The organism is Acidocella sp. C78 (assembly GCF_907164655.1).
Genome location: NZ_CAJQZK010000069.1, coordinates 27,163 through 45,700, shown reverse-complemented (window position 1 = coordinate 45,700; position 18,538 = coordinate 27,163). Strand labels below are relative to the sequence as shown.

Here is an 18,538-nt window from a genome sequence, read left to right as displayed (position 1 = left end):
TCTCCCGCAGGTTCGTTCGCCTGCCTGTATAGAAGCCGGGTCGTGGTAGCGCAACCAGTATTTGACAGCGCTACCATCTTGCGTCGCGCGCCGATCTCCGCGATAGTCGGCGCATGGCAAAAGCGCGCGCGGGCGGCGCAATGGCAGAGCGAGCGCGAACGGCGACGGCGACGGACGCCGCGGCCGCGCCCCCCCGCCGCATCCGGCGTGGGCGCGGCGCCGTCACCCTGGCCGAGGTCGCCGCCGGCGCCGGCGTCGCGCCCATCACCGTCTCCCGCGCGATCAACAACCCCGCCTCGGTCTCCGATGCCCTGCGCCACCGGATCGAACAGGCGGTGGAGGCGCTCGGCTACGTGCCCAACCGCATGGCCGGCGCGCTCGCCTCGGCGCGCACCCGCGTCATCCCCGTCATCGTCCCCTCGCTCGCCAATGTCGTCTTCGTCGAGGTGATCGAGGGCATCCAGGAAACCCTGGAGGCCGAGGGCTACCAGATGCTGCTCGGCAGCACCGGCTACGATCTCGCGACCGAGGCGGCGCTGGCCACCACCCTGCTCGGCTGGGCGCCGCCGGGCATGCTCGTCGCCGGGCTGCGGCACGAGGCGCGCACCACCGCCCTGCTGCGCCATGCCGGCATCCCCATCGTCGAGTTCATGGAAACCGGCCGCGCGCCGATCGACATGAATGTCGGCCTCTCGCATGTCCGCGCCGGCGCGGCGATGGCCGAACACCTGCTCGCCCGCGGCTACCGGCGGATCGGCTTCGTCGGCCTGCGCCTGCACGACGATTACCGCGCCCGCCAGCGTTATGACGGCCTGCGCCGCCACCTCGCCGGCCGCGCCGCCGTCACTTTGTTCGATCGCGCCGGCGCGGCCGGGCAGGTCGGCGGCCAGCAGGCCGGGTGGGACGCGCTGCCCGAACTCCTCGCCATCGCCCCGGCGCTCGATGCGCTGTTCTTCGCCAACGACGAAATGGCCGTCGGCGCCCTGCTGCGCGCCCGGCGCGACGGGATCGACATTCCCGGCCGCATCGCCATCGCCGGCTTCAACGGCCTGCCGATCGCCTCGCTCACCACGCCGGCGCTGACCACCATCGTCTCGCCCCGCAAGCAGATCGGCCGCGAGGCCGCCGCCATGCTCCTCGCCCGCATCGCCGGGCGGGAGCCGACCACCCGCCGCCTCGATGTCGGTTTCACCCTCGCGGCCGGCGGCAGCACATGAGCCTCAGGAGAACGGCATGACCACAGCTTCAGCGGACGGGCGGCAATGAGCGCGGGCGAGGGCAGGGCGGCCGCCGTCATCGGCCTTGGCTCGATGGGTGCGGGCATGGCCGCATCGCTGCTGCGCGCCGGCTTCGCGCTTCGCGGTTTCGACGTCGTGGCCGCGAATCTCGAACGCCTCGCCGCCGCGGGCGGCGCGCCCGCCGCCTCGCCCGAGGCCGCCGCGCGCGGCGCGAACATCGTCGTCAGCGTCGTCGTCAACGCCGAGCAGACCGAGGCGGTGCTGTTCGGCGCGGCCGGCTGCGCTGCGGCGATGGCGCCCGGCGCGGTCTTCATCTCCTGCGCCACGATGGCGCCGGAGGCCGTCCGCGCCCTCGCCGCCCGGCTGGAGGCGAGGGGCGTGCATTATCTCGACGCGCCGATCAGCGGCGGCACCGCCCGCGCGGCGGAGGGCAAGCTCACCATCATGGCCTCGGGGAGCGAGGCCGCCTTCGCCGCCGCCCGCCCCGCGCTCGACGCGATGGCCGCCACGATCCACGAACTCGGCGACGCCCCGGGCATCGGCGCCGGCTTCAAGATGGTCAACCAGCTCCTCGCCGGCGTGCACATCGCCGCCGCCTGCGAGGCGGTCGCCTTCGCCGCCTCGATGGGGCTCGACCTCGCCCGCGTCTACGAGGTGATCACCGGCTCCGCCGGCAATAGCTGGATGTTCGAAAACCGCGTGCCCCACATTCTGGAGGCCGACTACGCCCCGCGCAGCGCGGTGGACATCTTCACCAAGGATCTCGGCATCGTGCTCGACATGGCGCGGCGCGGCCGCATGCCGGTGCCGATGGCCTCCGAAGCGCTGCAACTCTTCCTGATGACCGCCGCCGCCGGCATGGGGCGTGACGACGATGCCTCCGTCGCCCGCCTCTTCGCCCGCATCGCGCCGATCTCGCTGCCCGAACCGTCCTGACCCCACCCGCCTGACCCCACCCGCCTGATCCCGGAGGGCCCATGCCCCGCTTCGCCGCCAATCTCTCGATGATGTTCAACGAGGTCGCCTTCCTCGACCGTTTCGCCGCCGCCGCGGATGCGGGGTTCGACGCCGTGGAGTTCCTCTTCCCCTACGAGCACCGGCCCGAGGAAATCGGCGCCCGCCTCGCGAAGCACGGGCTGACCCAGGCGCTGTTCAACCTGCCGCCGGGCGACTGGGCGGGCGGCGAGCGCGGCCTCGCCGCGCTGCCCGGCCGCGAGGAAGACCTCGCCGCCGGCACCGCCCGCGCGCTCGAATACGCGGCGGCGACGGGTGTGACCCGCCTGCACCTGATGGCCGGGCTCGCCGATCCCGCCGATCCCGCCGCCCAGACCCGCTATCGCGACGCCGTCCGCCGCACCGCCGAAACCCTCGCCCATCACGGCATCGACCTGCTGCTGGAGCCGATCAACGGGCGCGACATGCCGGGCTATTTCCTCAACGATGTCGATGCCGCCGCCGCCTTCATCGCCGGCCTCGGCCTCGGCAATGTCCGCCTGCAATTCGACATCTATCACTGCCAGATCATCCATGGCGACGTGACGATGCGGCTGCGCCGGCTGATCCGTCAGATCGGCCACGTGCAGATCGCCTCCGTCCCCTCGCGCCACGAGCCGGATGGCGAGGAGCTGAACTATCCCTTCCTGTTCGACGAACTGGACCGGCTCGGCTATGCCGGCATCGTCGGCTGTGAATACCGCCCGCGCGGCCGCACCGAAGACGGCCTCGCCTGGTTCGCGGGGCGCGGCCGATGAGCCTGCGCCCCGCCACGTTTGCCGGGCGCGGCCGATGAGCCTGCGCCTCGCCTGCATCGCCGACGACTATACCGGCGCCTCCGACCTCGCCAACACGCTGAGCCGCAACGGCCTGCGCACGGTGCAGACCATCGGCATCCCCGCCGACGGCCTCGCCCTGCCGGAGATCGACGCCATCGTCGTCGCCTTCAAGATCCGCTCGGTCCCCGCGCGGGAGGCGGTCGCCGCCGCCCTCGCCGCCGCCGAATACTGCACGGCCCGGGGCGCCGCGCATGTCATGTACAAAATCTGCTCCACCTTCGATTCGACCGACGAGGGCAATATCGGCCCGGTGACCGAGGCGCTGGCCGCCCGTGCCGGCGGCCTCTGCGTGCCGGTCTGCCCGGCCTTTCCCGAAACCGGCCGCACCGTCTACCAGGGGCATCTCTTCGTGGCCGACGTGCCGCTCGCCGAAAGCCCGCTCAAGGACCATCCGCTCAACCCGATGCGGGATTCCAACCTCGTCCGCGTGCTCGCCCGCCAGTCCTCCCACCCGGTCGGCCTCGTGCCGTTCGAGGTCGTCGAGCGCGGGGCGGCGGCGATCGATGCGGCGCTGGATGCGGCGGCGGGCGAGGGCAGGGGGGCCTGCATCGTCGATGCCATCGCCGAGCGCCATCTCCTCGCCCTGGGCGCGGCGGCGCTGCGCCGCCCGGTCTCGACCGGCGCGTCCGGCCTCGGCCTCGGCCTCGCCCGGGCGATTGCCGGCGGCGCGCCGGCCGCGGCGGCGCCCGATTTCGTCCCGCCGGACGGGCCGGCCGCGATCATCGCCGGAAGCTGCTCGGCGGCGACGCTCGGCCAGATCGCGGCGGTGGAGGGGCGCATGCCGGTCCGCCATCTCGACGCCCACTCCCTGCTGGCCGGCGACATCTCCGCCGCCCTCGCCTGGGCCGCCGCGCGTCTCGATGCCGGGCCCGTCCTGCTCGCCAGCTCCGCCACGCCGGACGCGGTGGCGGCGCTGAAATCCGCCCATGGCGAGGCCGTCGGCGCGCGGATCGAGGCCGCCCTCGCCACCCTCGCCGAGGGGCTCGCCGCGCGCGGCGTGCGCCGCCTGATCGTCGCCGGCGGCGAAACCTCGGGCGCGATCGTCGATCGCCTCGGCATCCCCGCCTTCGAGATCGGCGCCGAAATCGCCCCCGGCGTGCCGCTGCTGCGCAGCATCGAGCCGATACCCCGCCTCTTCGCCCTCAAATCCGGCAATTTCGGCGGCAAGGACTTTTTCCCCCGCGCCCTCGCCGCCATGGGAGTTGCGCCCGCGCCCGCCGCGGACTAAATCTCGCCCAGCGCCATGCGGGTATGATGTAATGGTAGCCTGTCAGCTTCCCAAGCTGAACGCGCGGGTTCGATTCCCGCTACCCGCTCCAGCGTGTCCCCAAGTCACTGAAATCGTTAAAGTTATAGGTAGATCAAGCACTTATCCGCTTCCGGGTGATACAAGGAAGCGATACAATGCCGGTTGCTATGACACGTCCGACACGACATCCTTCGTCAGGTGTTTTTCGTCTTCGTAAGGTCATTCCAGAGAGCCTACGCGACGCAGCCGAGCGCCTTTTCGGCGTTCGCCGGGAGTTCATCGAGAACCTCGGAACAAAGAATGAGGCTGAAGCCAGAAGGCGGGCGCCTGCCGCTCTGGCGGAGATAGAGCGAAAACTCGATGTCTGCCGACGCAACGCTCAAAAGGCGGCGCAGAGCCTATCCCACATCCAATGCGTTGCCATCGCCGGCGCGTGGCGACGTGAGCGCCTTGAGTTGAACGAAAAGAACCCCGCTCCGGCTGAAGGCTGGGAGGCTGAGCGGGATATGCTCCTGTCGTATTTGGATTACGATGACGACGGCCAGCCAGAGGATTATCGGCCCACCCCCAAGGACATCGCAGAAGCCGAGGCCGTTGCCGCCGAATATGGCATTGTCGCGGACGAGGAGTCTCTGAGTGCCCTTGCTCAGGCGCTATGGCTTGCGAAGGTTCAGCTCGCCGAGACCATGATCCGCCGTGCCCATGGTGATTATGGCCCTGATGCCTATGCGGATCGATATCCGGATCGCGCTGTCCTCCGCGAGATCACGGCGGGATTTAGCCCCGTTGGTCGTCCTGGGGAGCGCGCGCACGGCGCATCGTTCGAGGACTTGATACGGGGCTTCTGCCGCGAAAACGGGATCAATCCGGACGCAGTGCCCATTCCTGAGGATTTCGACCGCCGGAGGCGCTTCGCGAAGCATTTTGCGGCGTTCATCGGGCATGATCGGGCGGCCGACGTGACGGTTGAGGATGCTGTGCGGTGGAAGGAGCATCTGCTCGATCAGGGCAAATCACTTCGCACGGTCGCCAATCACTTGTCGGCGCTGAGCGCCGTTTGGGCCTGGGGAGAAACCAACAAGAAGGTCCAGGTGAACCCGTTCAAAGGCCTCGCGAAGCCCCCGAAGAAAGCCAAGGGCGTCCGTGAGTCATCGCAGCGGCCTTACTCCAGCGACGAGGCGGCGTTTATCCTTGAAGCTGCACGCAAGGAGCATCGGCCGACATTGCGGTGGGTGCCCTGGGTGTTGGCCCTTACCGGCGCCCGTCTCGCCGAGATCGTCCAGGCTCGCAAGGAAGATGTGTATCATCACGATGGTATGCCGTTCATCCGCATCCATGGTGAAGGAACAGCCCCCGGCGAGGTCCGTTCGGTGAAGAATGGCGCCTCGGTGCGTAACGTGCCGATTCACCCAGCTCTGGTTGCAGAGGGTTTCCTTGAATACGTGAGCCGGTTGCCTGAAGGCTCGCCATTGTTCCCGGATTGCAAGCCGGATGGGCGCTATGGAAACCGGGCGCGCAGTGCAACCAAGGTGCTGACGCGATGGGTTCGGGAACGGTTGAAGATCGAAGACGAGGCGATCTCCCCGAATCACTCATGGCGGCATTGGTTCATCGATGCGGCCCGCGATTGCATCGATAATATCGAGTTGCGGAATGCGATCACCGGGCACACCGACCTGATCAATGAGTCCCACCGCTACGGCTTTGGCTACCGAGCGAAGCCTGAGCGCCTCACCGAGACGATCAGGCTGATCAAACCGCCGATCCCGCCTCTCGGGCCGATGCACGACGCCGAACATCCGCAGCAGCAAGATATCGCTGCGTGAGGGGCCTTCAGGAGCGCGATTAGTCTCGGGGCGCAGAGCAATCTGCGCTTCGGCAGCAGAGGAAGCAAAACAACAACAAATGCCGGTTTTGTGAAGCCACTTCCGAAACTCCCCCGCCCCCGGAATTTTCGGCGATCAAAAATCACGCCGTTCGTTTCGTCGGGCGCGTCGTCAACGTTTCGTTCTCGCAGCGCGCCGACGTCTGCGTTTGCATTCGGCAATCAATGCGCTCGGCTCATGGTCGGTTGTCCAGGCTTCGCAGTATGGATCAGCCGGCAACCATGGCAGCAACCATGCGCCGCCGACTCGGCAGGGATTCCAAATCGACTCACCTCGGGGTGATTCCCCTCCCGTATGTCTTTGGACAACCGACGTTGTCCGGAGACAGACACCATGCCCAATCGCCTTGTCGCCTATTACCGCGTCTCGACCGAGCGCCAGGGACGTAGCGGCCTTGGCCTCGATGCCCAGCGCGAAGCCGTGCGGAGTTACGTCGAGAGCCATGGCGGCGCCCTGTGTGCCGAATTCGTCGAAATCGAGACCGGCAAGAACAACGATCGGCCCAGGCTGGCCGAGGCGCTGCGGTCTTGCCGGCTCACTGGTGCCACCCTGGTTGTCGGCAAGCTCGACCGGCTTGCCAGAAACGCCCGCTTCCTCCTCTCGATCGTGGAAGGGACGGGAGATGGCGGCGTCGTCTTCTGTGACCTGCCGGAGGTGCCCGCCGGTCCTGTCGGCAAGTTCCTGGTGACGCAGATGGCGGCCGTGGCGGAACTGGAGGCTGGTCTCATCGCCGCCCGCACCAAGGCAGCTCTCGGCGCCGCAAAGGCCCGTGGCGCGAAGCTCGGCGGCTGGCGCGGCGGCCCGAAGATCGACCCTGCTTCCGGCCGGGCGGCCCGATCGGCGCAGTCGGACACCTTCGCGGCCTCGATCGGCCCCATGGCGGCAGCGTTGCGGGCCGAGGGGCATTCGCTCCGGCAGATCGCGGCGCAGCTCACCGAGCAGGGTATCAGGACGCCTCAGGGCGGCGCCTGGACGGCCGATGCTGTCAGGCGACTCCTTGCCCGCCATATGGCCTCCAGCGACTCCCAGCGCGCTCCTGAGGCCATCCCGGCGGCACCTGCGGCCGTGGCGTCCTGACCCCGTTCGGCTCCTGCCGCCGATGCGCCAGCAAAGTTGACTTGCTTTGACGATGCGGAAATCATCACCTCATTCGGCGAACAAAATCATTCACGTCCAAGGGTACTCTCGATGAGCCAATCCGCCTCGTCCCTGTCGTCCCTCATCTGGTCGGTCGCCGACCTCCTGCGGGGTGACTACAAGCCCTCGGAATACGGCCGGGTGATCCTGCCCTTCACCATCCTCCGCCGGCTGGACTGCGTTCTCGCACCCACCAAGGCCAAGGTGCTCGCCGAAGCCCTCGCGAGGCAGAAGGCCGGCATCAACCCCGAGCCGTTCCTGCTCAAGATCGCCGGGGTGAACTTCGTGAACACCTCGCCGCTCGACATGGCGAAGCTCATGGGCGACCAGGACAACATCGCCACCAACCTCAACGCCTACATCCAGGGCTTCACCGCCCCGGTGCGCGACATTTTCGACCGCTTCCGCTTCGGCGAGCAGGTGGACCGTCTGCGCAAGGCGAACCTGCTTTACCAGGTGGCGGAGAAATTCGTCGGCTTCGATCTGGCGCCTTCGCGCGTCACCAATCACGACATGGGCCTCGCCTTCGAGGAGTTGATCCGGAAATTCGCCGAGGCCGCCAATGATGCCGCTGGTGAGCATTTCACCCCGCGCGATGTCATCAAGCTCATGGTGAACCTGCTGTTCGTCGAGGATGAGGACATCCTCACCCCCGGCAATCCGGCCGTCCGCACCATCTACGACCCCACGGCGGGCACGGGCGGAATGCTCTCGGTCGCCGCCGAGCATCTCCTTGAGCACAACCCTGAAGCCAAGCTGCGGATGCTCGGCCAGGAGCTGAACGACGAATCCTACGCCATTTGCAAGGCGGACATGCTGATCAAGGGGCAGGACATCCGCAACATCGTTGCCGGCAACACCCTGTCCGACGATGGGCACGCCGGCACGAAATTCGACTACATGCTCAGCAACCCGCCCTTCGGCGTGGAGTGGAAAAAGGTCGAGAAGGCGGTTCGGCGCGAACATGAGGAGATGGGCTTCGCCGGCCGCTTCGGCCCCGGCCTGCCGCGTATTTCCGATGGCTCGATGCTGTTTCTGCTCCACCTCGTCGCCAAGATGCGCCCGGCGCAGGAGGGCGGCAGCCGCTTCGGCATCGTCCTGAACGGCTCGCCCCTGTTCACCGGCGGCGCCGGCTCCGGTGAGTCGGAAATCCGCCGCTACATGCTGGAGAACGACCTCGTCGAGGCGATCATCGCCCTACCGACGGACATGTTCTTCAACACCGGCATCGCGACCTATGTGTGGATCGTCTCGAACCGCAAGCCGGATCACCGCAAGGGCCGCGTCCAGCTCATCGACGGCTCGGGCTTCTGGCGCAAGATGCGCAAGAGCCTCGGCTCCAAGCGCCGTGAGATGGGTGACGATGACATCGACATGATCACAAGAGTGTTCGGCGACTTCCTGGAGGGTGACCTTCTCAAACAGACCACATCTGACGGATGGCATTTTACCACCTTCAGGCGTACCGGAGAGGCAGCAGACGAAGCATCGGAGGACGGCAAGGTGGAAATCACCCCGGTCTCCCGCATCTTTCGCAACGAGGACTTCGGTTACCGCACGATCACCGTCGAGCGGCCGCTCCGCGATGAGAAGGGCAAGCCGGTGTTCGGCCAGCGCGGCAAGCAGAAGGGTTTGCTTCAGCCCGATCCTGAACTTCGTGACACCGAGAACGTGCCGCTCACCGAGGATGTCGAGGCGTATTTCCAGCGCGAGGTGTTGCCTCATGCGCCGGATGCCTGGATCGACGAGAGCAAGACGAAGATCGGCTACGAAATTCCGTTCAACCGGCAGTTCTACGTCTTTGAGCCGCCGCGCCCGCTGGAGGAGATCGATGCGGACCTTGCGGAGGTCATGGGGCGCATCTCGACGATGATCCGGGAGCTGGCGGCGTGACCAGTCAACCTTACCAGAGCTATAAGGAATCTGGCATCGATTGGTTGGAACAAGTTCCGAGCCATTGGAAGTTGACGCCGATTAAATCTCTGTTTCGAGTTGTGAACGGCGCGACGCCAAAATCAGACGTTTCTGAGTTCTGGGATGGTGGAATCGTTTGGCTGACGCCTGCCGACTTCCCAGGAGAATCGGCCCGACCTATATCGGTATCGGCACGAACCATAAGCCCCGAAGGACTGGCTAGTTGCGCTGCGACTGTAGTGCCGCCGGGTAGCATCGTGATCTCGACGCGTGCTCCTATCGGTTCGCTCGCATTTGCTGAGGTGCCACTGACCTTCAACCAAGGATGTCGAGGTCTAGTCGCTCTTCAGCCGTTGGAAATTCGGTATTTCCTCTACGCCATGGCGAATGCCCGTGTGGCGCTTAATTTGTTCGGTCGTGGGACTACGTTTCTCGAACTCTCGTCTGATGCGCTAGGCTCATTTCGCGTCTGTTCGCCGCCACTAGACGAACAGCGCGCCATCGCCGCCTTCCTCGACCGCGAGACCGCGAAAATCGACGCCCTGATTGCCGAGCAGGAGCGTCTGATTGCCCTCCTCCAGGAAAAGCGGCAGGCGGTGATCTCACAGGCGGTCACCAAGGGCCTCGATCCGACCGTCCCGATGAAGGATTCGGGGGCAGCATGGATGGGGATGGTGCCTGCTCATTGGGCAGTGACACGCTTTGGTAATCTTGTGCGCGACATTAAGGCAGGCCCATTTGGATCTGCGCTTACAAAGGATATCTATGTCCATTCCGGTTATCGCGTCTACGGACAAGAGCAGGTAATACCGGGAGATTTTTCGATCGGTGACTACTACATTGATGAGGAAAAGTATCAGGAACTGAAGAATTATGCGGTCTGTTCGGGCGATATCTTGATTAGCTGCGTGGGTACTTTCGGGAAAATCGCAATCGTTCCACCTGGCATTGAGCCTGGGATTATCAACCCAAGGCTTATCAGGGTGCGATTTCAGCCAGATGTTATGCCCGAGTATGCCCAAATCGTTCTGAAAAGTCCGATTGCTTTCAATCAGATGGCTATGTTGAGTCGTGGCGGAACAATGGACGTCATCAACATAGGGACGCTCAAAAGCCTAGTTCTGCCGATACCGAGCATGGAGGAGCAGCAAAAGATTTGCACGTTTGTGAGTTGTGCGGAACAAAGAACGCAATCCCTTGTCGATGAGGCCAGCAGAGCAATCGCTCTACTCCGTGAACGCCGCGCCGCCCTGATTTCCGCCGCCGTCACCGGCAAGATCGACGTCCGCGACGTTGCCGGAGCGGAGCCGGCCGAAGCCGCATGAGCCTGCACCAGGAGCACAAATTCGAGGACGGCATCTGCGACCGTCTTGCCGCCTCGGGGTGGCTCTACGAGAGTGACTCTTGGAGCCGCTACGATCGGGCCAGAGCGGTCTTCGTCGATGATCTGGTCTCATGGCTGCGGGAGACGCAGAAGGCCGCCTGGGAGACTCTGGAGGCCGCGCACGGGCCATCCGCCGGCACCCTCATCGCCGACCGTCTCCGCGCCGCGATGGACAAGCAGGGCACGCTCACCGTGCTGCGGCAGGGCCTCGACATCGTCGGGCTGAAGCAGTCGATCATGCTCTGCCAGTTCCGCCCGGCTCTGGCGATGAACGCGGAACTGCAAGCCTCCTACGCCGCCAATCGCCTCCGCGTCGTCCGGCAGGTTCGCTACTCGACGCAGGGCGAGCAGAGCCTCGACCTCGTGCTGTTCCTCAACGGCATCCCGGTTGCCACCGTCGAGCTGAAATCCGACTACACGCAATCGGTGCAGGACGCGATCGATCAATACCGCTACGACCGCAACCCCAAGCCACCCGGCAGCAGCAAGGCCGAGCCGCTCCTGTCCTTCCCCGGCGGCGCCCTGGTGCATTTCGCGGTGAGTAACTCCGAAGTCCACATGACGACCCGGCTTCAGGGTGCCGACACCGCGTTCCTGCCGTTCAACCAGGGGAACGATGGCGGCGCCGGCAACCCGCCGAACCCCGAAGGCGCCCCGACGGCCTATCTCTGGGAGCGCATCTGGCAGCGGGATAGCTGGCTGGAAATCCTGGGCCGCTACATCGTGCCCGTCCGCAACACCAAGCACCAGCTCAGCGGCTGGATTTTCCCCCGGTTCCACCAGCTCGACGCCACCCGCAAGCTCGTCGCATCGGTGCTCGGTGACGGGCCGGGCGGGCGCTACCTGATCGAGCACTCGGCCGGCTCCGGCAAGACGAACTCGATCGCCTGGACCGCCCATTTCCTCGCCGATCTGCACAGCGCCGCGAACGAGAAGCTGTTTGATACCGTGATCGTGGTTTCCGACCGCACCGTGCTCGACAAGCAGCTCAGGGCGGCCGTGGAAGCCTTCGAGCGGACCAAGGGCGTCGTCGCCAGCATCACCGGAGACGGCGGCAGCAAGAGCGCCGAACTGTCCGCCGCGCTCGATGCGGGCAAGAAGATCGTCGTCTGCACCATCCAGACCTTCCCGGCGGCGATCAAGGCGGCGCAGGAGCTGGCCGCGAAGGAGAAACGCCGCTTCGTGGTCATCGCCGACGAGGCGCATTCGTCCCAGACCGGCCGCACCGCGTCCGATCTCAAGCGCGTCCTGACGCCCGAGGAAATCGCCGACCTGGAGGATGGCGGCGAGTTCAGCATGGAGGATGTGCTCGCCTCCCGCATGGCCGGCCGCGCCCAGACCGGCGACGGGATCACCTATGTCGCCTTCACCGCGACACCCAAGGCGAAGACGCTGGAGCTGTTCGGCACGCGGCCCAATCCATCGCTGCCGGCGGGGCCGGAGAACCTGCCGCACGCCTTCCATCTCTACTCGATGCGGCAGGCGATCGAGGAGGGATTCATCCTCGACGTTCTCCAGAACTACACGGCCTACAAGATGGCCTTCCGCCTCACCCATAACGGCCGCGAGGTGACCGACGAGGAGGTGGAGGCCGACGCCGCCCGCAAGGGGATCATGGGATGGGTGCGCCTGCATCCGGTGAACATCGCCGCCCGTGTGCAGATCGTGGTCGAGCATTTCCGGCAGAACGTGGCGCACCTGCTCAACGGCCGCGCAAAGGCCATGGTGGTCACCGGGAGCCGCAAGGATGCCGTTAGGTGGAAGACCGCGATGGAGGCTTACATCAAGCAGCGGGGCTATCCGATCGGCCTCCTGGTCGCCTTCTCGGGCGAGGTGAATGATCCCGAGACCGGAACTGATCCGTTTACCGAGACGAACATGAACCCCGGCCTGCGCGGCAGGGACATCCGTGATGCCTTTGCGACGCCGGAGTTTTCCATCCTCCTCGTCGCGAACAAGTTTCAGACCGGCTTCGATCAGCCTCTGCTCTGCGGCATGTATGTCGATCGCAAGCTCGGCGGCCTTCAGGCGGTGCAGACGCTCTCCCGCCTCAATCGGTCTTTCCGTGACGCGACGAGTGTGAAGGACACCACTTACATCGTCGATTTCGTCAATGAGCCTGCGGACATCCTGAAGGCGTTCCAGACCTACTACACCACGGCCCAGCTCGCCGACGTGAGCGACCCGAACCTCGTCCTCGATCTGCGGAACAAGCTCGACACGGCCGGCGTGTATGACTGGTTCGAGGTGGAACGTGTCGCCGCCGTCACGGTGAACCCCAAGGCCACCCAGGGCCAGCTCGACGCCGCCATAGGCCCGGTGAGCAATCGCCTTCTGACCCGCTACAAGACGGCCGCCAAGACCGCCAAGGATGCCCCGAAGGGCTCTGCGGCCGCCCAGGAGGCCAAGGACGAGAAGGAGGCCCTCGTCCTGTTCAAGCGTGACCTGGGGAGCTTCGTCCGGGCCTATGAGTTCCTGAGCCAGATGTTCGATTACGGGAACACCGACTACGAGAAGCTCTACGTCTTCGCCAAGCTCCTGCTCCCGCTGCTCGACTACGGCCGCGAGCGTGACGGGATCGACCTCTCGGCCCTTCGCCTGACCCACCACAAGATGCGCGACCTGGGGCAACAGAAACTCAACCTCGATCCCGAGAGCGGTGATACGCTCAAGCCCATGACCGAGGCCGGATCGGGGCAGGTGCAGGACAAGCAGAAGATACGCCTGCGGGAACTCATCGAGGCGCTGAACGATCTCTTTGAGGGCGACATCACAGACGGCGACAAGGTCAGCTACGTCGATAGCGTGATCAAATCAAAGATGCTGGAATCAGGGGCATTACAGGCTCAGGCAAGAGCGAACACCAGGGAGCAATTCGCCAATTCGCCGAACCTTCATGATGAACTGCTCAGCGCCATCATGGATGCATTCGGCGCCCACCAGGAGATGAGCAAGCAGGCGATGAATTCGGACGATGTCCGTGCTCGTATTCTTTCCACCTTGCTCGGACCAGGACGGCTCTGGGAGGCTTTGCGGGCGCAGGCTTAGCTACGTGGCTATTGGAAAAAGTGCAGGAAATATCTGGAGATTTATTGGGATACTATATCTAGCGCGTTGAAAACGAATATGACGCTAAATCGTGGGATGCGTGCTCTTGGGCCGGAGCATCGCTGCGGGTAAGTTGCTTGTTTTCGTGTCTTCTGATCCCTGTGCGGAGGTCCAGTCAGCCTTCCACCCTGGGATAGCCATAGCTGGTCAATCGGTGCCGCTATGAGAGGCCCTAAGGTTGGTCTTTAGGTTGAGGTATAATGATGATAATCAATACCTTAGACTCTCCGAAGAGATCCCCTGAGATATCCGGAGAGCAACGTCCGGTAACTCAGAACGAAAGTTGATGACAGACCATTCTTCATTTTTCGCGAGACCCGCGCCGTGGGCGCCTGCCGATCTTAACGAGGCAACCCGGCTTTCGTTAACCTCCATCGCCGCCAGCACCAGAGCCCAGGCTGTCGTTGCCCGACTTGTTGAACTCGTCGTTGCACAGGAACGCTCTGGAGGCCGCAAGAACCAGCGCAGGGCGGCAGGGCTTGATAAGCTCTCGAATGCCCTGGGAGCCGTCCTGGGCGGCGTCTTGCGGCCCTGGAGCCGCTCTACGCCCCGCTGGGTCTATCACCTCGTCGGGCGGTCGGCGTTCACTGGCGAGAGGATCGGAGCGCGGCAATTCCAGACCGCCATATCGGGCTTGAAGGCGGCAAACCTTATCGAGGTTGTGCCGGGCTTCTCCACGACGGATGATTTCGACGGCGGCGATCCGATCCTGCGGTTCGGCCGAGCGACCCGATTCCGCCCCACGGCGGCCTTGCTCGACCTTGTGGAGGCCCATGGCATCACGCCCCAGGGCATCGTCGAGGATTTCCTCGATGTCTTCCCAGAGGAGCCCCCAAGCGTCCCCGATCCGGTCATCCTGCGGCCGCTGAAGCCGCCCCGCCGCAAAGGTGTGCAGAAGCCGCCCGTGGCGGCCGTCAGGCTTGATCCGAACGACGATCTCGTCCGGCATTTCGTCGGCGAGGTGAACTCGTTCAACAAGTTCGTCTCCAAGTTCGATGTGCGGGGATGTCGTCCGCCCCGTTGGTATCGGACCTTCACCGAAGACTTCAAGCACGGCGGCCGTTGGATTGCCGCCGGCAATGAGGGCAACTACCAGCGCCTGCCGCAGTCTCAGCGGTTGATGATCACGATCGACGGCTCTGAGGTTGTGTCCCTGGATGTTTCCGCCTCGCACCTCTCGATCATGCGTATCCATCCGGTGTGAACCGCCTGCCGGTACGGCAAGGAGGCGTGCATAAGAGCGCTGCTACGAGCTGATTCATGGTAAGGGGCGGCGGGCGGATGGAGATTATCACGGGGGTAGAGCGCCGGCGCCGCTGGCGGGATGAGGACAAGCTTCGGATTGTGGCGGAGGCTGAGGCGCCGGGTGCGGTGTTTGCGCTGGTTGCGCGGCGGCACGCGATTTCGAGAGGGCAATTGTGGAAGTGGCGCGGTCAGGTTCGGCGTGGTGAGTTGGTGCCGGTGCCGATGGTACCGGAATTCATTCCGGTGCGGGTAATGGCGAGTGCGGCACTGTCGATGCCGCGGGCGGCAGGCAAGTCAGCTTCGGTGAACGACGCGAGCGTTGATCCGATGTCGCAGAGGCGAGCCACGCGATGCGATGCGAGCCGGATCGAGATCGTGCTGCCGGACGGGACGTGTGTTCGGGTTGATGATGGAGTTGGGGTTGCCGCCTTGCGTCGGGTGCTGACGGCGGTGCGGCGGTGATCCCGGTCTCGGCCGGTGTGCGGGTCTGGCTGGCGTCGGGGCATACGGATATGCGCCGCGGGATGAAGGGGCTCGCGTTGCAAGTGCAAGAAGGTCTGGGACGGGAGCCGTTCTGCGGGGATGTTTTTTTCTTTCGCGGACGCGGCGGGTCGCTGGTCAAGGCGATCTGGCACGACGGCGTGGGGATGTCGCTGTATTCGAAACGCCTTGATCGAGGGCGGTTTATCTGGCCGCAGACTGCGGACGGCGTTGTGTCCCTCACCGCTGGTCAGATCGGTTATCTTCTGGAGGGGATCGACTGGCGAAATCCACAACAAACCTGGCGGCCGCAAGCGGCCGGGTAGGCGCGAAGATTCTGGGGAAAATCCTGGTCCAGAGCGGATTTCTGTAGCGAAACCCTGGAAATTCGTGATTCTATACGGGGCATGGATCTCGATCCTTCGACCCTGCCGAATGATATCGCTGCGCTGAAGGCGATCATTCTGGGCGACCGTGCTCGGCGGTCCGATACCGCAGCGTATATCGCGCATCTGAAGCTGCAGATCGAGAAGCTCAAGCGTGCGCTCTACGGCCCCAAGGCGGAACGCACGGCGCGGCTGCTTGATCAGATGGAACTGGAACTCGAAGATCTCGAGACCACCGCGACCGAGGACGAACTCCGCGCCGAGCAGGTGGCCGCGAAGGCCAAAACCACGACTGTCGCCGGCTTCACTCGCAACCGCCCATCACGCCAACCCTTCCCCGAACACCTGCCACGCGAGCGGGTTGTGCTGCCAGGTCCGACCCAGTGCGCCTGCTGCGGTGGATCGCGGCTCGCCAAGCTCGGGGAGACGGTGACCGAGACACTGGAATCCATCCCCCGCCAATACAAGGTGATCCAGCATGTGCGGGAGAAATTCACCTGCCGCGATTGTGAGAAGATCAGCCAGGAACCAGCACCCTTCCACACCATTCCACGCGCTTTTGCCGGTCCCGGCCTGCTCGCGATGATCGCCTACGATAAATTCGGCCAGCATCAGCCGCTGAACCGTCAATCTGAACGGTTCGCACTGGAAGGCATCCACCTCAGCGTCTCGACCCTGGCCGATCTGATTGGTGCTACCTGCGTGGCGCTGGAGCCGGTGTTCAAGCACATCGAGACGATGGTGTTCGCGGGTGCGCGCCTGCATGGCGACGACACCACCGTGCCGGTGATGGCACGAGGGCAGACCGATACGGCGCGCGTGTGGGTTTATGTGCGTGATGATCGGCCGTTCGGCGGATCGGGTTCCCCCAGCGCGGTGTTCTACTATTCACGTGACCGCGCCGGCGTTCATCCGCAAACCCATCTCGCCGGATACCGCGGCATATTCCAGGCCGATGCCTATGGCGGCTACAACAAGCTCTACGAGTTGAACCGATCTCCTGGACCGATCATCGAGGCGGCGTGCTGGTCGCACGCCCGACGAAAATTCTTCGAGCTGGCCGATATCGCGCGGAACGCGAAGCGCAAGGCCCAGGGTAAGACCCCCGCCTTCGTGGCGCCGATGGCCTTGGCCGCGGTGCAGCGCATCGACGCGCTGTTCGAGATCGAGCGGGAGATCAACGGTCAGTCACCCGCTGAACGCCTGGCGGTGCGCCAGCAACTCGGCGCCCCGCTCGTCGCTGAACTCGAGATCTGGATGCGCGCCGAGCGCGCCAAACTCTCACGCCACAACGATGTGGCGAAGGCGATCGACTATATGCTGAACCGTTGGTCATCATTTACCCGGTTCCTGACCGACGGGCGGATTTGTCTCAGCAATAACGCGGCCGAACGTGCCCTACGCACCCTTGCTCTGGGCAGAAAATCCTGGCTATTCGCCGGCTCCGATCGCGGTGGTCAAAGGGCCGCCATGTTGTACAGCCTGATCACGACGGCAAAGATGAACAACGTCGACCCACAGGCATGGCTCGCCGACATCCTCGCGCGCATCGCCAGTCATCCAGTCGCCAGCATCGAGAAATTGATGCCATGGAACTGGACACCGCAATCCTGGGCCCTGGCCGCCTGATCGTGCAGACCAATAAAATCCACCACGTCTTCACGATTGACCGTGTCGCCAGGGACCTCGGCGAGGATGAGGAGTGGCTCGCGGACATCGCCAATGAGATGGAACCCGAAGACGGCCTGATCTGGGTTTACAACCTCAGCGACGGCGGCGTCATAGCCTTCACCGACTTTGGTATCGAAAATCTGCGCGAGCTCATCCTGATCCACCGAGATAGAGCCAAATAGACTCGTCCGCGGCTCTGACCGGATGGGTACGATCATGCTCGGGCTTGCCGGGCAGGAGCTGCCCTCTGGTGATCCCTATGCCTTAGGTGGCATCCCCAGGGCGGTCATGAAGCATCTCGTCGTTGTCACGGCAGGGAACGGGACGCTGCCGAGCCGATGGCCTGCGGACACCCCGCCGGAAATCACTGAGACGCTTATTGAGGATGCGGCTGCGGCCCTGTTGGCGGCATATCCCTTCATGGCTGAGCCGTGGCGGCTGATCCCGTCCGATGGTGACCCCAAGCGGGCACGTCGTCTTTTCGTTCATAGCCTTATGGGAATTGAGGCGAGGGCGATCACCTTCGCCATGCTGCTGCTCCAACGCGAGGGCATTCTGGCTCTGCCTGTTCATGACGAGTTGCTTGTCCGGGCAGACGCGGCGGAGGCCGGCCGTGCGATGCTTACCAGGGGATACCGCACCGTCGCCAAGATTGAACCGCTGATCAAGGAGACGCGGCGGGGCTGAAGGGTAGCGGCTGGAAGCTCGCGCAAGGGGGCGGTTTGCCGGGATGAACAGGGGAGCAATCTGATCCCGAATCCGCCCTCGTTGTGCCACGAAGGGCTTGATGCTTGATCCAAACGAGTGATACAAACAGCCCCTGTTGGAAGTCGGTTAAATAATTGAAATACCGACGATTTCAGGTGTTCACCAGGGGTTCCCGCTACCCGCTCCAGCCTCCGTTCGTTGGTTGCATTGACGTCCCGTCAATCTTCACGCAGGTGAGACAGGGCGCTTCGTTCGGTTGTGCCGGGCTGCGCGTGTATCTCGCGGGGGTCACGTGGTCAT

15 protein-coding genes and 1 tRNA gene are annotated in these 18,538 nt (G+C 64.5%); all 16 read left to right on the top strand.

Annotated elements, in window-relative coordinates; all coding sequences use genetic code 11:
- Positions 1-113: 113 nt before the first annotated feature.
- The 16 genes from ACIDOCELLA78_RS87770 to ACIDOCELLA78_RS87695 all read left to right on the top strand — a co-directional run bounded on the left by ACIDOCELLA78_RS87770 (position 114) and on the right by ACIDOCELLA78_RS87695 (position 18,217).
- On the top strand, positions 114-1,217 hold the full coding sequence (locus tag ACIDOCELLA78_RS87770) for a LacI family DNA-binding transcriptional regulator (RefSeq protein WP_201728497.1): 1,104 nt from the start codon (positions 114-116) through the stop codon (positions 1,215-1,217).
- A gap of 45 nt (positions 1,218-1,262) precedes the next feature.
- Positions 1,263-2,174, top strand: a complete 912-nt coding sequence (ltnD, locus tag ACIDOCELLA78_RS87765) for an L-threonate dehydrogenase (RefSeq protein WP_201728496.1) — start codon at positions 1,263-1,265, stop codon at positions 2,172-2,174.
- A gap of 41 nt (positions 2,175-2,215) precedes the next feature.
- Positions 2,216-2,989: a 2-oxo-tetronate isomerase gene (gene otnI / locus ACIDOCELLA78_RS87760; protein ID WP_201728495.1), complete on the top strand. Its 774-nt coding sequence runs from the start codon at positions 2,216-2,218 to the stop codon at positions 2,987-2,989.
- Between the two features lie 34 nt (positions 2,990-3,023).
- A complete protein-coding gene (gene otnK / locus ACIDOCELLA78_RS87755) occupies positions 3,024-4,298 on the top strand; it encodes a 3-oxo-tetronate kinase (protein WP_201728494.1) in 1,275 nt (424 codons plus the stop codon).
- Between the two features lie 17 nt (positions 4,299-4,315).
- A tRNA-Gly gene (locus ACIDOCELLA78_RS87750) sits at positions 4,316-4,389 on the top strand.
- 85 nt (positions 4,390-4,474) lie between these two features.
- Entirely contained in the window at positions 4,475-6,145 is a 1,671-nt protein-coding gene (locus ACIDOCELLA78_RS87745; RefSeq protein WP_201728493.1) for a site-specific integrase, read from the top strand.
- Positions 6,146-6,538: 393 nt separating this feature from the next.
- On the top strand, positions 6,539-7,282 hold the full coding sequence (locus ACIDOCELLA78_RS87740) for a recombinase family protein (protein WP_201728492.1): 744 nt from the start codon (positions 6,539-6,541) through the stop codon (positions 7,280-7,282).
- Positions 7,283-7,393: 111 nt separating this feature from the next.
- Entirely contained in the window at positions 7,394-9,235 is a 1,842-nt protein-coding gene (locus ACIDOCELLA78_RS87735; protein ID WP_201728491.1) for a class I SAM-dependent DNA methyltransferase, read from the top strand.
- The gene (locus tag ACIDOCELLA78_RS87730; RefSeq protein ID WP_201728490.1) at positions 9,232-10,581 is read left to right on the top strand and encodes a restriction endonuclease subunit S; all 1,350 of its coding nucleotides are present in this window, start codon (positions 9,232-9,234) and stop codon (positions 10,579-10,581) included. Before ACIDOCELLA78_RS87735 ends, ACIDOCELLA78_RS87730 begins: the two co-directional genes overlap by 4 nt.
- Positions 10,578-13,688 carry a type I restriction endonuclease subunit R gene (locus tag ACIDOCELLA78_RS87725; RefSeq protein ID WP_201728489.1) on the top strand — a complete coding sequence of 1,037 codons (3,111 nt, stop codon included), beginning with the start codon at positions 10,578-10,580 and terminating at the stop codon, positions 13,686-13,688. Before ACIDOCELLA78_RS87730 ends, ACIDOCELLA78_RS87725 begins: the two co-directional genes overlap by 4 nt.
- Before the next feature lie 346 nt (positions 13,689-14,034).
- Positions 14,035-14,952: a hypothetical protein gene (locus ACIDOCELLA78_RS87720; RefSeq protein ID WP_201728488.1), complete on the top strand. Its 918-nt coding sequence runs from the start codon at positions 14,035-14,037 to the stop codon at positions 14,950-14,952.
- 77 nt (positions 14,953-15,029) lie between these two features.
- Complete coding sequence (tnpA, locus tag ACIDOCELLA78_RS87715) at positions 15,030-15,455, top strand: IS66-like element accessory protein TnpA (RefSeq protein ID WP_201727520.1); 426 nt, start codon at positions 15,030-15,032, stop codon at positions 15,453-15,455.
- Positions 15,452-15,799, top strand: coding sequence for an IS66 family insertion sequence element accessory protein TnpB (gene tnpB, locus ACIDOCELLA78_RS87710; protein ID WP_201727519.1), 348 nt, complete (start codon positions 15,452-15,454; stop codon positions 15,797-15,799). Before tnpA ends, tnpB begins: the two co-directional genes overlap by 4 nt.
- A gap of 81 nt (positions 15,800-15,880) precedes the next feature.
- Entirely contained in the window at positions 15,881-17,488 is a 1,608-nt protein-coding gene (tnpC, locus tag ACIDOCELLA78_RS87705; RefSeq protein ID WP_201727518.1) for an IS66 family transposase, read from the top strand.
- Complete coding sequence (locus tag ACIDOCELLA78_RS87700; RefSeq protein ID WP_249674923.1) at positions 17,449-17,712, top strand: hypothetical protein; 264 nt, start codon at positions 17,449-17,451, stop codon at positions 17,710-17,712. The genes tnpC and ACIDOCELLA78_RS87700 overlap by 40 nt, the downstream gene beginning before the upstream one ends.
- A gap of 22 nt (positions 17,713-17,734) precedes the next feature.
- Positions 17,735-18,217, top strand: a complete 483-nt coding sequence (locus ACIDOCELLA78_RS87695; protein WP_214006278.1) for a hypothetical protein — start codon at positions 17,735-17,737, stop codon at positions 18,215-18,217.
- The last annotated feature ends 321 nt before the right edge of the window (positions 18,218-18,538 follow it).

Bases quoted from the DNA above. Each gene is read 5' to 3' on its own strand.
- otnI (WP_201728495.1), top strand. From the start codon at position 2,216: ATGCCCCGCTTCGCCGCCAATCTCTCGATGATGTTCAACGAGGTCGCC.
- tnpC (WP_201727518.1), top strand. From the start codon at position 15,881: ATGGATCTCGATCCTTCGACCCTGCCGAATGATATCGCTGCGCTGAAG.
- ACIDOCELLA78_RS87770 (WP_201728497.1), top strand. From the start codon at position 114: ATGGCAAAAGCGCGCGCGGGCGGCGCAATGGCAGAGCGAGCGCGAACG.
- ACIDOCELLA78_RS87700 (WP_249674923.1), top strand. From the start codon at position 17,449: ATGGAACTGGACACCGCAATCCTGGGCCCTGGCCGCCTGATCGTGCAG.
- otnK (WP_201728494.1), top strand. From the start codon at position 3,024: ATGAGCCTGCGCCTCGCCTGCATCGCCGACGACTATACCGGCGCCTCC.
- ACIDOCELLA78_RS87720 (WP_201728488.1), top strand. From the start codon at position 14,035: ATGACAGACCATTCTTCATTTTTCGCGAGACCCGCGCCGTGGGCGCCT.
- ACIDOCELLA78_RS87735 (WP_201728491.1), top strand. From the start codon at position 7,394: ATGAGCCAATCCGCCTCGTCCCTGTCGTCCCTCATCTGGTCGGTCGCC.
- ACIDOCELLA78_RS87740 (WP_201728492.1), top strand. From the start codon at position 6,539: ATGCCCAATCGCCTTGTCGCCTATTACCGCGTCTCGACCGAGCGCCAG.
- ACIDOCELLA78_RS87725 (WP_201728489.1), top strand. From the start codon at position 10,578: ATGAGCCTGCACCAGGAGCACAAATTCGAGGACGGCATCTGCGACCGT.
- ACIDOCELLA78_RS87695 (WP_214006278.1), top strand. From the start codon at position 17,735: ATGGGTACGATCATGCTCGGGCTTGCCGGGCAGGAGCTGCCCTCTGGT.
- ACIDOCELLA78_RS87745 (WP_201728493.1), top strand. From the start codon at position 4,475: ATGCCGGTTGCTATGACACGTCCGACACGACATCCTTCGTCAGGTGTT.
- ltnD (WP_201728496.1), top strand. From the start codon at position 1,263: ATGAGCGCGGGCGAGGGCAGGGCGGCCGCCGTCATCGGCCTTGGCTCG.
- tnpA (WP_201727520.1), top strand. From the start codon at position 15,030: ATGGAGATTATCACGGGGGTAGAGCGCCGGCGCCGCTGGCGGGATGAG.